At 71.0% G+C, this 13,938-nt stretch carries 10 protein-coding genes; 6 read left to right on the plus strand and 4 right to left on the minus strand.

Annotated elements, in window-relative coordinates; genetic code table 11:
* Positions 1 to 39 precede the first annotated feature (39 nt).
* The 3 genes from H4687_RS17580 (at position 40) to H4687_RS17590 (ending at position 2,245) form a co-directional block, all read left to right on the plus strand.
* Positions 40 to 957, plus strand: coding sequence for a sugar phosphate isomerase/epimerase family protein (locus tag H4687_RS17580; protein ID WP_046918506.1), 918 nt, complete (start codon positions 40 to 42; stop codon positions 955 to 957).
* 377 nt (positions 958 to 1,334) lie between these two features.
* The gene (locus H4687_RS17585) at positions 1,335 to 1,535 is read left to right on the plus strand and encodes a helix-turn-helix transcriptional regulator (protein ID WP_005479573.1); all 201 of its coding nucleotides are present in this window, start codon (positions 1,335 to 1,337) and stop codon (positions 1,533 to 1,535) included.
* Between the two features lie 98 nt (positions 1,536 to 1,633).
* Positions 1,634 to 2,245 carry a GNAT family N-acetyltransferase gene (locus H4687_RS17590; RefSeq protein WP_046918505.1) on the plus strand — a complete coding sequence of 204 codons (612 nt, stop codon included), beginning with the start codon at positions 1,634 to 1,636 and terminating at the stop codon, positions 2,243 to 2,245.
* Here H4687_RS17590 and H4687_RS17595 read toward each other — a convergent pair.
* Positions 2,226 to 3,269, minus strand: coding sequence for a zinc-dependent alcohol dehydrogenase family protein (locus H4687_RS17595; protein WP_046918504.1), 1,044 nt, complete (start codon positions 3,267 to 3,269; stop codon positions 2,226 to 2,228). The genes H4687_RS17590 and H4687_RS17595 overlap by 20 nt on opposite strands.
* 293 nt (positions 3,270 to 3,562) lie before the next feature.
* Positions 3,563 to 5,800 carry an MMPL family transporter gene (locus H4687_RS17600; protein ID WP_046918503.1) on the minus strand — a complete coding sequence of 746 codons (2,238 nt, stop codon included), beginning with the start codon at positions 5,798 to 5,800 and terminating at the stop codon, positions 3,563 to 3,565.
* Between the two features lie 172 nt (positions 5,801 to 5,972).
* On the opposite strand from H4687_RS17600, the gene H4687_RS17605 reads away from it, so the two are divergent.
* The 3 genes from H4687_RS17605 (at position 5,973) to H4687_RS17615 (ending at position 9,370) form a co-directional block, all read left to right on the plus strand.
* Positions 5,973 to 6,674 (plus strand): TetR/AcrR family transcriptional regulator, encoded by a 702-nt coding sequence (locus H4687_RS17605; RefSeq protein WP_050398199.1) that lies wholly within the window; start codon positions 5,973 to 5,975, stop codon positions 6,672 to 6,674.
* Positions 6,675 to 6,789: 115 nt separating this feature from the next.
* A complete protein-coding gene (locus H4687_RS17610; RefSeq protein ID WP_005479581.1) occupies positions 6,790 to 7,029 on the plus strand; it encodes a heavy-metal-associated domain-containing protein in 240 nt (79 codons plus the stop codon).
* 34 nt (positions 7,030 to 7,063) lie between these two features.
* A complete protein-coding gene (locus tag H4687_RS17615) occupies positions 7,064 to 9,370 on the plus strand; it encodes a heavy metal translocating P-type ATPase (RefSeq protein ID WP_050398198.1) in 2,307 nt (768 codons plus the stop codon).
* Positions 9,371 to 10,115: 745 nt separating this feature from the next.
* On the opposite strand, the gene H4687_RS17620 is transcribed toward H4687_RS17615, so the two are convergent.
* Both H4687_RS17620 and recD2 read right to left on the minus strand, forming a co-directional pair.
* Positions 10,116 to 11,405, minus strand: a complete 1,290-nt coding sequence (locus tag H4687_RS17620) for a citrate synthase (RefSeq protein WP_046917420.1) — start codon at positions 11,403 to 11,405, stop codon at positions 10,116 to 10,118.
* A 258-nt stretch (positions 11,406 to 11,663) separates the two neighbouring features.
* Positions 11,664 to 13,922, minus strand: a complete 2,259-nt coding sequence (recD2, locus tag H4687_RS17625) for an SF1B family DNA helicase RecD2 (RefSeq protein WP_046917421.1) — start codon at positions 13,920 to 13,922, stop codon at positions 11,664 to 11,666.
* Positions 13,923 to 13,938 lie beyond the last annotated feature (16 nt).

Here is a 13,938-nt window from a genome sequence, read left to right on the forward strand (position 1 = left end):
CTATTGACACCCTCAGCTTCGAGGCTGAAGCTGACTCCCATGACGTCGTTGTCACCTCAGTCCTCACTTTCGCGCATCCGAGTCGGCTCGGCGCCCGACTCCTGGGGCGTCTGGTTCCCCGACGACCCCCAGCAGGTCCCCTGGCAGCGCTTCCTCGACGAGGTCGCCGCTTCCGGATACGAGTGGATCGAGCTGGGGCCGTACGGCTATCTGCCGACCGACCCGGCGGTCCTCGCCGAGGAGACCGCCAGGCGCGGCCTGAAAGTGTCGGCCGGCACGGTCTTCACCGGGCTGCACCACGGCCCCGACGTCTGGGAGAAGACCTGGGCGCACGTGGCCGACAACGCGGTCCTCGCGCAGGCCATGGGCGCCGAGCACCTGGTCGTCATCCCGTCGTTCTGGCGGGACGACAAGACGGGCCAGGTACTGGAGCCCAGCGAGCTGACCGTCGAGCAGTGGCGGCACCTCACCCAGCTCACCGAGCGGCTCGGGCGGGAGGTGCGGGAGAAGTACGGCCTGAAGATCGTCGTCCACCCGCACGCCGACACCCACATCGACAGCGAGGAGAACGTCGTCCGCTTCCTGGACGGCACCGACTCCTCGGTGGTCTCGCTCTGCCTGGACACCGGGCACTACGCCTACTGCGGCGGCGACAGCGTCAAGCTGATCGAGACCTACGGCGAGCGCATCGGCTATCTGCACCTCAAGCAGGTCGACCCCGAGATCCTGGCGGACGTGCGGGCGAACGAGGTGCCGTTCGGGCCCGCCGTCGCCCGGGGCGTGATGTGCGAGCCGCCGAAGGGCGTGCCCGAGCTGGGGCCGGTGCTGGCCGCCGCGGCGAAGCTGGACGTGGATCTGTTCGCGATCGTCGAGCAGGACATGTACCCGTGCGAGCCGGACACTCCGCTGCCGATCGCCCAGCGGACCCGGGCCTTCCTGAGGTCCTGCGGGGCGTAGGCGCTCCGCCGGGGGCCGGCGTGCCGGGAAGCGCCGGGGACTGCGGGGTCGGCGGCGGGCCGCGGGTGGCCCGGGGCCGGTCGCGCAGTTCCCCGCGCCCCTGAGGGGGCGCTGCGGCTGGGCCTGCCTGACGGAGCGTGCCTGACGGAGTGCCGTACCTGAGCGGTGCTCAATTTCGTCACTCGTGTCACAAAAGACACCTTTGCGTCACGAGTGTCACGTCTACGCGGGTCTTCCGTCACGCGTGGTCCACGGGCCCTTGCCGGTGTTCACCCGCTGTCGTTGGCCGGTCACAGGCTAGTGATCGCCAGCGCAGCGCCCGGCTCCCCCGACGGCTTCCCGGCCGCCTCCGTGGCGCGCGCGGGGAGGTGCCTCTGATGACCGACCGACGCCTCTGGTCGTACAAGGACATCGCGGCGCACATCCGTGTGCAGCCCGACACCGTCCGCTCGTACCGCAAACACGGGCTCCTGCCGCCGCCCGACCACATGGAGAACGGCAAGCCCTACTGGTACGCCGACACCGTGCGGGCCTGGGTCGCCTCCAGACCGGGCAACCGGGGGCGCAGGGGCGACTGACTCCCGCCGACCGCCGCTGCCGGCTGCTCGCAGCCCTTCCGGCTCCTCGTGACCAATTTCGCTTGTCCCCGGATCCGTTCGCCGTCCAGGATCCGGGGATGAGCTTTTCCCACAAGCCCGTACTCACCGGTGAGCGTGCCGTCCTGCGGCCGTTCACCGAGGACGACGCGCCCGCGATGGCGCGGATCCTGGCCGACCCGGAGGTCTTGCGGCTCACCGGCAGCCCGACCGGGGAGTTCGGGACGGACCGGTTGCGTTCCTGGTACGGCAGCCGCAACGACCACGCCGATCGGCTCGACCTCGCCGTCGTGGACCGGGCGAGCGGCGAACTGGTGGGTGAGGTCGTCCTCAACGACTGGGAGGAGGCCAACCGCAGCTGCTGCTTCCGCATCCTGATCGGCCCCGGCGGGCGGGACCGGGGGCTCGGCACGGAGGCCGTCCGGCTGATGGTCGGCCATGCCTTCGAGGAGGTCGGGCTGCACCGCGTGGCGCTGTACGTCTTCACCCACAATCCCCGGGCCCGGCGCGCCTACGAGAAGGCCGGCTTCGTCGCCGAGGGGATCGAGCGGCAGACCCTGTGGCAGGACGGGACGTGGATCGACGCCGTACGGATGTCGGTCCTCGCCCCGGAGTGGGCCGCCCGTCGGGGGCGTCCCGTCGGCCGCCGGGACGCCCCCGGCGGCGATCGGGTCAGCTCCACGGCTCGATGACCGTCACACCGCCGCCCGGTGCCGTGCCCATGGCCGCGAGGGCGGCGGGGGCCGCGTCCAGGGAGATCGTGGAGGTCACCAGGAGGTCGGGGCGCAGGACGCCGGCCCGGACCAGCTCCAGCATTCCGGGATAGGCGTGGGCCGCCATGCCGTGGCTGCCCAGCAGCTCCAGCTCCAGGGCGATCGCCCGGGCCATGGGGACGGGGGTGGTGCCCTCCGGGGACGGGAGCAGGCCCACCTGGATGTGGCGGCCCCGGCGGCGGAGGCTGTTGACGGAGGCCGCGCAGGTGGCCGGGGAGCCGAGCGCGTCGAGGGAGAGGTGGGCGCCGCCGCCGGTCAGGTCGCGGATGGCCGCGGCGGTGTCGGGGCCGGCCGAGGCGTCCACGCATTCCGCCGCGCCGAAGTCACGGGCCAGGTCCAGGGCTCGGGGAGAGACGTCGACGGCGATCACTCGGGCGCCGGACGCCGCCGCGATCATCACCGCGGAGAGGCCCACGCCGCCGCAGCCGTGGACCGCGACCCACTCCCCCGGCGCGACGCGGCCCTGTACGACGACCGCGCGGAACGCCGTGGCGAAGCGGCAGCCCAGGGCGGCCGCCGTGCCGTAGGACAGCTCGTCCGGCAGTGCCACCAGGTTCACGTCGGCGTGGTCCAGGGCGACGTACTGGGCGAACGAGCCCCAGTGGGTGAACCCCGGCTGGGTCTGGCGCTCACACACCTGCTGGTCCCCGGTCGCGCAGGCGGGGCAGGTGCCGCAGGCGCACACGAACGGGACGGTGACGCGGTCGCCGGGGCGCCAGGCGGTCACCGCGCCGCCGGTCGCCTCCACGACGCCGGCCAGTTCGTGGCCGGGGACGTGCGGGAGGGTGATGTCGGGGTCGTGGCCCTGCCAGCCGTGCCAGTCGCTGCGGCAGAGGCCGGTGGCCTCCACGCGGACGACGACGCCGTGGGGGGTCGGGGTGGGGGTCGCGATGTCCTGCACCGTGGCCGGCTCTCCGAACCGTTCGAACACGACTGCGCGCATGTGCGCCCGCCTTTCGCATGTGGCTGGTGATCTCTGCCGGGCCCGGCCAGCATCGCATTGTGGGTGGGTGGGGTTTTTCGCCCCCGCCGCCCCTACCCTTCCCATCCCCCAGGGGCCTGCGCCCCTTCGACCCCCATCTGACGGCTCGGTGGGGGCTTGTCGCGCAGTTCCCCGCGCCCCTGAAAAGCAGGGGCTGCGCCCCTTTCGACCCGCAGCCGCAGGCCCGGTGGGGGTTCTCGCGCCGTTCCCCGCGCCCCCTGAGGGGGCGGGGACCTTCGGGCCTGCCCGCCCCCTCAGGGGGTGGAGTGGGTGGTGACCTTTTCCCGTTCCGGCTCGGGGTGGGGCTCCGGCTCGGGCGGTCGGCCGCCCTCGCTCACTCCGAACCGCTCGTGGAACCTTCGCAGCGGGGCCGGGGCCCACCAGGTCGCGCGGCCGGTCAGGCGCATGACCGCCGGGACCAGGAGGCTGCGGATGACCATGGCGTCCATGAGGACGGCGAGGGCTATGCCGAGGCCGAGCATCTTGGTGTTGGTGACCCGGGAGGTGCCTATGGCGATCATGACGACGGCGAGGATGACCGCGGCGGCGGTGATGAGGCCCCCGGTGCGTTGCAGGCCGAAGCGGACGGAGGCGATGTGGTCGCCGGTGTGGTCGTACTCCTCCTTGATGCGGGAGAGCAGGAAGACGCCGTAGTCCATGGAGAGGCCGAAGGCCACGCAGAACATCAGGACCGGGAGGGTCGTCTCGATGGAGCCGGGGCTGGTGAAGGCGAGGAGCCCGGTGAGGTGGCCGTCCTGGAAGACCCAGACCAGCGCGCCGAACATCGCGGTGAGGCTGAGGGCGTTCAGCAGGACCGCCTGGAGGGGGATCAGCACACTGCCGGTCAGGAGGAAGACCAGGATCAGGGTGACCGTCGCGATGAAGCCGAGGGCCCAGGGGATGCCGTCGCCTATCGCCGACTTCGTGTCGACCAGGACCGCCGCCGTGCCCGTCACCGAGGTGTCGAAGGGGGTGCGCATGGCCCGGATGTCGTGCACCAGGCGCTGGGCGGCCTCGTCGACCGCGTCGCCCTCGGGCTGCACGGTGAAGTAGGCCCAGTCGCCGTGGACCAGGGGGCCCTCCACGCTGAGCACGTCGGGCAGGTCGGCCAGCCGCTGCCGGTAGGTGGCGTACTCCGTCTTCGTCGCCCCTCCTTCCGTCAGCACCGCCAGACCGCCGCCGGGGGTGCCGGGGAAGCCTTCGCGGAGGTGCTGCTGGACGACGTGGGACTCGGCGGTCGAGGGAAGCTGGCGGTCGTCCGCCGTGCCGAACTTCACGCCCAGGAAGGGCAGGCCGAGCAGGAGCAGGCCGGCGGTCGTGGCGACGGCGAAGTAGGGGGCCCGGCGCATGACGAGGGCTGCCGTACGGCCCCAGGCCGCGCCCTCCTCCACGGCCGGGGCGTCGGCCCCGCCGGGGTCCGCGCCCTTGCGGCGGCGGAACAGCTTGCGCAGGTCCAGGGCGTTGACGCGGTCGCCGAGGAGGACCAGGGCCGCCGGGAGCAGGATCAGGGCGGCCGCCGCGGCCAGGAGGACCACCGCGATGCCCGCGTAGGCGAAGGACTTCAGGAAGTACTGCGGGAAGACCATCATGGCGGCCAGGGAGACGGCGACCGTGAGGGCGGAGAACAGGACGGTGCGGCCGGCGGTGCGCAGGGTGGTGGCGACGGCCGTCAGGGAGTCGGCGCCGCCCGCCAGCTCCTCGCGGAAGCGGCGCACGATGAACAGCGCGTAGTCGATCGCCAGGCCCAGGCCCATGGCCGTGGTGAGGTTCAGGGCGAAGACCGAGACGTCGGTGACCTCGGTGAGGCCGCGCAGGATCGCGTTGGTGCCGAGGATCGCGACGATGCCCACGCCGAGCGGCAGCAGGGCGGCGACCGCGCTGCCGAAGACCATGACCAGCAGGACGAGCGTCACCGGCAGGGCGATCATCTCGGCCCGCAGCAGGTCCTCCTGGATGGTGGTCTGCATCTCGTGGCGCACGGCGAGGATGCCGCCGACCTTGACCTCGACGGGGCCGTGCGTGCCGCGGAACTCCGGGGCGATGCGGTCCAGGGTCTTGTTGACCGCGGTGTCGTCGCCGGTGAGGCGGGCCGCTATCAGCGCCTCCCCGCCGTCCTTCGCGCGCAGGGCGGGGGCGCGCGTCTGCCAGTAGGAGGCGACGCCCCTGACTCCCTTCTCGGCGGCGAGCCGCTCGGTCAGCCGCTTGGCCTCGGCGGCGACGGCCGGATCGTCGACCGAGGCCCTGCCCGCGTCGACGAGCAGCAGGAAGTTCGGCTGGGAGTCGGGGAACTCGCGCTCCAGGGCCTTCGTCGCGTACGTGGACTGGGCGGCCGGGTCCTCCCAGCCGCCGCTGCCGAGACGGTCGGCGACACCGCTGCCCGCCATCACAGCGAGAGCGGTGAGCACCAGGGCGACCAGCAGGGAGAGCCGGGGGCGGGCGGTCACGAACCGGGTCCAGCCCCCCACCCGGGGTGGCCGGTTGACTTCGGTCATGGTGCGGTGTCCCCTTCAGTCTGGTCCGTCGCTCGACCCGTGCCGCGCGCGGCCGGGTGCCACGGGAGCACCGAGCCATACACTGGAAAACACGAGAGATCGCTCGCGTTTCACCAGAATGCGAGCGACCACTCGTGTTTGTCAATCACGTCCGGAAAGCTGGGGATAACTCGTGCCCGTGAACCAGGAGAAGGAACAGCCGCGCCGCCGTCAGGCACGCGGCGAGCGCCGCATCGCCCAGCTCCTCGAAGCCGCGGCCTCCGTGTTCTGCTCGACCGGGTACGCCGCCGCCAGCACCAACGCCATCGCCCGCGAGGCGGGGGTCTCGCCCGGGACGCTCTACCAGTTCTTCCCGAACAAGGAAGCGATCGCGATCGAGCTGAGCGAGCGGCTCATGCACGAGATGCGCGAGACGTACGGCGAGGCGCTCGCCCCGGTGGATCCGGCGACCCCGCTGGAGGAGGCCGTGGCGGCCGCCGTCGACCGCTTCATCGACTTCAACTGCCGACACCCGGTGATCTTCACGCTGATGCACGGCCCGGACGTACCCGGCCGGATCGCCGAGCAGCACGACGCGGTGCACACGGCCCTGCTCGCGCGGATCGAGGCGCTGCTCACCCCGTTCCTGCCCGACGCGCCGGCCGCAGACATCTCGCGTACCGCGCACGTCTGCGTGGCCATGTACAAGGCCGGCCTGGAGCTGGTGCTCGGCCGTGAGGGCGCCGAGCGCGACGCCTATGTGCAGGAGCTGAAGAACGTCCTGCTCCGCTACCTGGAGCCCCTGGTGGGCAACTGCCCGCCCGCCACCCCTTCCAGCGCCCCCGCCGCACCTTCGAGCACCCCCGGCGCCCCGGTCCGCACCCCGACCCCCTGACCCACCCGGCCCGCCGCCCCGGCCGGACCTCTCTTGGATTCATACCCCTAGGGGGTATAAGCTGAACGAACAGAAGGGTTACTCGAACCCCACCCGCCCCCTCAAGGAGTACGACATGACCGCCGAGACCGACACCCAGGGCTCCGTCACCGCCGTCTACAAGGTGAGCGGCATGAGCTGCGGGCACTGCGAGGGCGCCGTATCCGGCGAGATCACCGAGCTGGCCGGCGTCTCCTCCGTCAAGGCCGTCGCCTCCACCGGCGAGGTCACCGTGGTCTCGGCCGCCCCGCTCGACGAGGAGGCCGTGCGCGCCGCCGTGGACGAGGCGGGCTTCGAGCTGGTCGGCAAGGTCTGAGACCGGCCACGGTACGGACGTCACGGGCACGGACATGACGAGCACCACCGCAACAGCCCCGGCGAGCGGGCCCGTCCACGAGGTCGAGCTGGCCATCGGCGGGATGACCTGCGCCTCCTGCGCGGCCCGCGTCGAGAAGAAGCTCAACCGCCTGGCCGGGGTCACCGCCTCGGTGAACTACGCGACCGAGAAGGCCAAGGTCGCGTACGCCGAGGGGATCGAGGTCGCCGACCTGATCGCCACGGTCGTGAAGACGGGCTACACGGCGAAGGAGCCACCGCCCCCGGCTCCCCCGGTGGCCGCCCCGGCTCCGGCGACGGCCTCCGGAAGCGGCGAGGACGCCGGCGACCAGGACGGCGACGACCCCGAACTCGCCGCCCTGCGGCAGCGGCTCTCCGTCTCCACGCTGCTCGCGGTGCCCGTGATCCTCATGTCCATGGTCCCCGCCCTGCAGTTCGACAACTGGCAGTGGCTCTCGCTGACGCTCGCCGCGCCGGTCGTCGTGTGGGGCGGGCTGCCGTTCCACCGGGCCGCGTTCACCAACCTCCGGCACGGCGCGGCCACGATGGACACCCTCGTCTCCGTCGGCACGCTCGCCGCCTTCGGCTGGTCCCTGTGGGCCCTCTTCCTGGGGCACGCGGGCATGCCGGGCATGCGGCACGGCTTCACCCTCACCGCGCTGCGGAGCGGCGCCGAGGCGCGCGCGTCGGCCTCGTCGGCGATCTACCTCGAAGTGGCCGCCGGAGTGGTGGCGTTCATCCTGCTCGGCCGCTATCTGGAGGCCCGCTCCAAGCGTCGCGCGGGCGCCGCGCTCAGGGCGCTGCTGACGCTGGGCGCCAAGGACGTCTCGGTGCTCCGCGAGGGGCGCGAGGTGCGGATCCCGGTGGCGGACCTGGCCGTCGGCGACCGCTTCGTCGTACGCCCCGGGGAGAAGTTCGCCACCGACGGGACCGTCGTCGAGGGCGCCTCCGCCGTCGACGCGTCCATGCTCACCGGCGAGTCGGTGCCGGTGGACGTGACGGCCGGGGACACCGTCACGGGTGCGACCGTGAACGCCGGGGGCCGGCTGGTCGTCGAGGCCACCCGGGTCGGCGCGGACACCCAGCTGGCCCGGATGGCCCGGCTGGTGGAGGACGCGCAGAACGGCAAGGCGGAGGCACAGCGGCTCGCCGACCGGATCTCGGCGGTGTTCGTCCCCGTCGTCCTGTTGATCGCGATCGCCACCTTCGGCGCCTGGCTCGGCGCCACGGACGACACCACCGCCGCCTTCACCGCCGCCGTCGCGGTGCTGATCATCGCCTGCCCGTGCGCGCTCGGCCTCGCCACCCCGACCGCCCTACTGGTCGGCACCGGCCGGGGCGCCCAGCTCGGCATCCTGATCAAGGGCCCCGAGGTCCTGGAGTCCACCCGCCGCGTCGACACCGTCGTCCTGGACAAGACCGGCACCGTCACCACGGGCCGGATGACGCTCCTGAGTGCTCATGCCGCCGAGGGCGTCACCGAGGAGGACCTGCTCCGCCTCGCGGGCGCCGTCGAACACGCCTCCGAACATCCGGTGGGCCGGGCGATCGCCGCGGGCGCCGAGGACCGCCTGGGCGCGCTCCCGCCCGTGGACCACTTCGAGAACCTGCCCGGAAAGGGCGTACGCGGCCGCGTGGAGGGCCGCACCGTCCAGGTGGGCCGGATCCTCGACGGACCGCTCCCCGAGCCCCTGAGAGACGCCAAGGAGGCCGCCGAGGCCGCGGGCCGCACGGCGGTCGTGGTCACCCGCGACGGCGTGGCACTCGGTGTCGTCACGGTCGCCGACGCGATCAAGGAGACCAGCGCCGAGGCCGTACGGCGCCTGCGGGCGCTCGGACTCACCCCGGTCCTGCTCACGGGCGACAACGAGCGGGTGGCCCGGTCCGTGGCCGCCGCGGTCGGCATCTCCCCCGAGCACGTGATCGCCGAGGTGCTGCCCGAGGACAAGGTCGACGTCGTACGGCGACTCCAGAGCGAGGGCCGTACGGTCGCGATGGTCGGGGACGGGGTCAACGACGCGGCAGCGCTGGCCGCCGCCGACCTGGGGCTCGCCCTGGGCACGGGGACCGACGCGGCGATCGAGGCCGGGGACCTGACGCTCGTCCGCGGGGACCTTCGCGCGGCCGCCGACGCGATCCGGCTGTCGCGGCGCACCCTCTCCACGATCAAGGGCAATCTGGCCTGGGCCTTCGGCTACAACGTCGCGGCACTGCCGCTGGCCGCCGCCGGATTGCTCAACCCGATGATCGCGGGGGCGACTATGGCCTTTTCGTCCGTTTTCGTGGTAACGAACAGCTTGCGACTCAGGACATTTTCATGACCGCCGGGCAAAAGTCCCTCTAGAGTCCGGAAGCAGCCTCACATAAGCTCTTCACAAGGCTCGCGCATCATCCTTACGCTGGGGCCTCGATCACCGATTCGTGCCTCTTGCGTATCTTCAGGCGATACGGCGGGAGACGCAGATCACAGTGGTGTGAACGTAACCACCGAAGGGGTTCGTGAGTCTAAGTTGGCGATGTCAGAAGCGTCTTGGGGGGCGTGACTGGCATCTGGGGATGTCTTGGGGGACGTTCCCGGAATTGCGTTGCCGGGGCTCGTGCACCGGGGAGCTTTGAGCGGCCCTCCCGTACGTACGCGTCCCGGCAGACCGCACACCGCCGCACAACAGCTACATACAAGTAGGCCGAGTTCTGCTCGTTCTGCTCAGCGATTCAGGCGCTGGTCCACCAGACGCCCGGCCGGATCCCGTGGGGGGAATCCGCACCGGGACATGGGAAGGCGCCCTGCTCGCCGGCCCGTGGGGGGACCAGCGTTGCAGGGCGCCTTCTCTCATCTCTTTTTTTGGGGCTCGGTTCGCCTCCGGGGCGCAGAAGCCTGTGTCGAGAGCGCGACCGTGCTCGACCCCTCCTTCGTCGGGGCCTCCGCGCGCTCGCGCTCTCGACACAGGCGCGCCCCTTCGGCTCACTCGCCGTAGGGCGCCCTCTTCCGTAGCGGGACGGCCGGGCAAAGCAGTGGGCCCGTACGGACGGCTCTCCGCACGGACCCCTCTGCTACGCGTACTCGGTTCAGCGACCCTCGACCGGCACGAAGTCGCGCTCGACCACGCCCGTGTAGATCTGGCGCGGGCGGCCGATGCGGGAGCCGGGCTCCTTGATCATCTCGTGCCACTGGGCGATCCAGCCGGGGAGGCGGCCGAGGGCGAAGAGGACCGTGAACATCTCGGTCGGGAAGCCCATGGCGCGGTAGATCAGACCCGTGTAGAAGTCCACGTTCGGGTAGAGGTTGCGCGAGACGAAGTAGTCGTCGGAGAGCGCGTGCTCCTCCAGCTTCAGCGCGATGTCCAGCAGCTCGTCGGACTTGCCGAGGGCGGAGAGGACGTCGTGCGCGGCGGCCTTGATGATCTTGGCGCGCGGGTCGAAGGACTTGTACACCCGGTGGCCGAAGCCCATCAGGCGGACGCCGTCCTCCTTGTTCTTCACCTTGCGGATGAAGGAGTCGACATCGCCGCCGTTGGCCTGGATGCCCTCCAGCATCTCCAGGACGGACTGGTTCGCGCCGCCGTGCAGCGGGCCCCACAGCGCGGAGATGCCGGCGGAGATCGAGGCGAACATGTTCGCCTGCGAGGAGCCGACCAGACGGACCGTGGACGTCGAGCAGTTCTGCTCGTGGTCCGCGTGCAGGATGAGGAGCTTGTCGAGCGCGGAGACGACGACCGGGTCCAGGTCGTACTCCTGGGCCGGGACCGAGAAGGTCATGCGCAGGAAGTTCTCGACGTAACCGAGGTCGTTGCGCGGGTAGACGAACGGGTGACCGATCGACTTCTTGTACGCGTACGCCGCGATGGTCGGCAGCTTGGCGAGCAGGCGGATCGTGGAGAGGTTGCGCTGCCGCTCGTCGAACGGGTTGTGGCTGTCCTGGTAGAACGTCGACAGGGCGCTGACCACGGAGGACAGCATCGCCATCGGGTGGGCGTCCCGGGGGAAGCCCCGGTAGAAGTTCTTGACGTCCTCGTGCAGCAGGGTGTGCTGCGTGATCTCGTTCTGGAACGTGGAGAGCTCGTCGACGGTCGGAAGCTCGCCGTTGATCAGCAGGTACGCCACCTCCAGGAAGGTGGAGCGCTCGGCCAGCTGCTCGATCGGGTAGCCGCGGTACCGAAGGATGCCCTGCTCACCGTCGAGATACGTGACGGCGGATTTATAGGCGGCGGTGTTCCCGTAGCCGCTGTCCAGGGTGACCAGACCGGTCTGGGCCCGGAGCTTCCCGATGTCGAAGCCCTTGTCGCCGACGGTGCTGTCGATCACCGGGTAGGTGTACTCGCCGTCGCCGTACCGCAGTACTACAGAGTTGTCGCTCACGTCATCCCTCACCGACGTAGTGCCTCTTCTTCGAGGTGCCCTGACTGTCTCTACCATCCCCCAATTGGCTCTGGAGAGTGCACTCGGGGTCGACCATCGGGCCCATCGGCGGCACTGAGTGCCGCCAACTTGCCCATCCTGCCCCCTCCGTCCGCCATCCGGAAGGGCTGTGTGACCTTTACGACTCGTTTGATCGATCAAATTTCACTCACGGGTCGCCGGAACGGCGCGAGAGGTTCCCCCCAAGGCCGCCCACGGCTACAAAACCCGTGGTGCGAGCCGGAAGTCGAGAGCCGTGCACCGCCGGCCCGCGGAGACCGTGCGGACCGCCTGGCCTATGGCCTTGCGGGAGCCGACGAGGACCACCAGTTTCTTCGCCCTGGTCACCGCCGTATAGAGCAGATTGCGCTGGAGCATCATCCAGGCCCCCGTGGTGACGGGGATCACCACGGCCGGGTACTCGCTGCCCTGGGACCGGTGGATCGTCACCGCGTAGGCGTGCGCCAGCTCGTCCAGTTCGTCGAACTCGTACCCCACCTCCTCGTCCTCGTCGGTCAGGACCGTCAGCTTCTGGTCGACCGGGTCGAGCGCGGTGACGACGCCGACGGTGCCGTTGAAGACGCCATTCTCGCCCTTGTCGTAGTTGTTGCGGATCTGGGTGACCTTGTCGCCGACGCGGAAGACCCGGCCGCCGAACCGCTTCTCGGCCAGGTCGGGGCGGGCCGGGGTGATGGCCTGCTGGAGCAGGCCGTTGAGGTTGCCCGCGCCCGCCGGGCCCCGGTGCATGGGTGCCAGGACCTGTACGTCCCGGCGCGGGTCGAGCCCGAACCTGGCCGGAATGCGACGGGCCGCCACGTCCACGGTGAGCCGGCCGGCCTCCTCCGTCTCGTCCTCGACGAAGAGGAAGAAGTCCTTCATGCCCTCGGTGACCGGGTGCTGTCCCGAGTTGATCCGGTGCGCGTTGGTCACCACACCGGACTGCTGGGCCTGGCGGAAGACCTTGGTGAGCCGGACCGCCGGGATCGGGCTGCCGTCGGCCAGCAGATCACGCAGGACCTCTCCGGCGCCGACGCTGGGAAGCTGGTCGACGTCTCCGACGAAGAGGAGGTGCGCCCCCGGCGCCACCGCCTTCACCAGCTTGTTGGCCAGCAGGAGGTCCAGCATGGAGGCCTCGTCGACGACCACCAGGTCGGCGTCCAGAGGGCGGTCCCTGTCGTAGGCCGCGTCGCCGCCGGGCTTCAGCTCCAGCAGGCGGTGGACGGTGGAGGCGTCGGCGCCGGTCAGCTCGGCCAGACGCTTGGCGGCGCGGCCGGTGGGGGCCGCCAGCGCGACCTTCGCCTTCTTGGCGCGGGCCAGCTCCACGATCGAGCGGACGGTGAAGGACTTGCCGCAGCCGGGGCCGCCGGTGAGCACGGCGACCTTCTCGGTCAGGGCGAGGCGTACGGCCGCCTCCTGCTCGGGGGCCAGCTCCGCGCCCGTACGCCCCCTCAGCCAGGTCAGCGCCTTGTCCCAGGCCACGTCGTGGAAGCCGGGCATCCGGTCCTCGTCCGTGCGCAGGAGGCGCAGCAGCTGGGCGGAGAGGGAGAGTTCGGCGCGGTGGAAGGGGACCAGGTAGATCGCGGTGACCGGGTCGCCGCCGTCCTGGCCGGGGACCTTCTCCCGTACGACGCCGGGTTCGCCGGATTCCTCGTCGGGCAGGGCGAGTTCGGCCAGGCACTCGATGACCAGGCCCGTGTCGACCTGGAGGAGTTTGACCGCGTCGGCGATCAGCCGCTCCTCGGGGAGGTAGCAGTTGCCCTGGTCGGTGGCCTGCGAAAGGGCGTACTGCAGGCCCGCCTTGACGCGCTCGGGGCTGTCGTGGGGGATGCCGACGGACTGGGCGATCCGGTCGGCGGTCAGGAAGCCGATGCCCCAGACGTCGGACGCCAGGCGGTAGGGCTGGTTCTTCACCACGCCGATCGAGGCGTCGCCGTACTTCTTGTAGATGCGCACCGCGATGGACGTGGACACCTCGACGGTCTGGAGGAAGAGCATGACCTCCTTGATCGCCTTCTGTTCCTCCCAGGCGTCGGCGATCTTCTTGGTGCGCTTGGGGCCGAGGCCGGGGACCTCGATGAGGCGCTTCGGCTCCTCCTCGATGATCTGGAGCGTGTCCAGGCCGAAGTGCTGGGTGATGCGGTCGGCGAAGACCGGGCCGATGCCCTTGACCAGGCCCGATCCGAGGTAGCGGCGGATTCCCTGGACGGTGGCCGGGAGGACGGTGGTGTAGTTCTCCACCGTGAACTGCTTGCCGTACTGCGGATGTGAGCCCCAGCGGCCCTCCATGCGCAGGGACTCCCCGACCTGGGCGCCGAGCAGCGCGCCGACGACGGTGAGGAGATCGCCGCCGCCGCGGCCGGTGTCCACGCGCGCGACCGTGTAGCCGTTGTCCTCGTTGGCGTACGTGACGCGTTCCAGGACGCCTTCGAGTACGGCGAGACGTCGTTCGCCCGGGGGGTTTCCCGCCTGCTGAGCCATGATCCGACGGTACCGG

This window comes from Streptomyces stelliscabiei (assembly GCF_014873495.1).
GTDB lineage: Bacteria > Actinomycetota > Actinomycetes > Streptomycetales > Streptomycetaceae > Streptomyces > Streptomyces bottropensis.

Bases quoted from the DNA above. Each gene is read 5' to 3' on its own strand.
- H4687_RS17600 (WP_046918503.1), bottom strand. From the start codon at position 5,800: ATGACCGAAGTCAACCGGCCACCCCGGGTGGGGGGCTGGACCCGGTTC.
- H4687_RS17610 (WP_005479581.1), top strand. From the start codon at position 6,790: ATGACCGCCGAGACCGACACCCAGGGCTCCGTCACCGCCGTCTACAAG.
- recD2 (WP_046917421.1), bottom strand. From the start codon at position 13,922: ATGGCTCAGCAGGCGGGAAACCCCCCGGGCGAACGACGTCTCGCCGTA.
- H4687_RS17615 (WP_050398198.1), top strand. From the start codon at position 7,064: ATGACGAGCACCACCGCAACAGCCCCGGCGAGCGGGCCCGTCCACGAG.
- H4687_RS17580 (WP_046918506.1), top strand. From the start codon at position 40: ATGACGTCGTTGTCACCTCAGTCCTCACTTTCGCGCATCCGAGTCGGC.
- H4687_RS17590 (WP_046918505.1), top strand. From the start codon at position 1,634: ATGAGCTTTTCCCACAAGCCCGTACTCACCGGTGAGCGTGCCGTCCTG.
- H4687_RS17595 (WP_046918504.1), bottom strand. From the start codon at position 3,269: ATGCGCGCAGTCGTGTTCGAACGGTTCGGAGAGCCGGCCACGGTGCAG.
- H4687_RS17585 (WP_005479573.1), top strand. From the start codon at position 1,335: ATGACCGACCGACGCCTCTGGTCGTACAAGGACATCGCGGCGCACATC.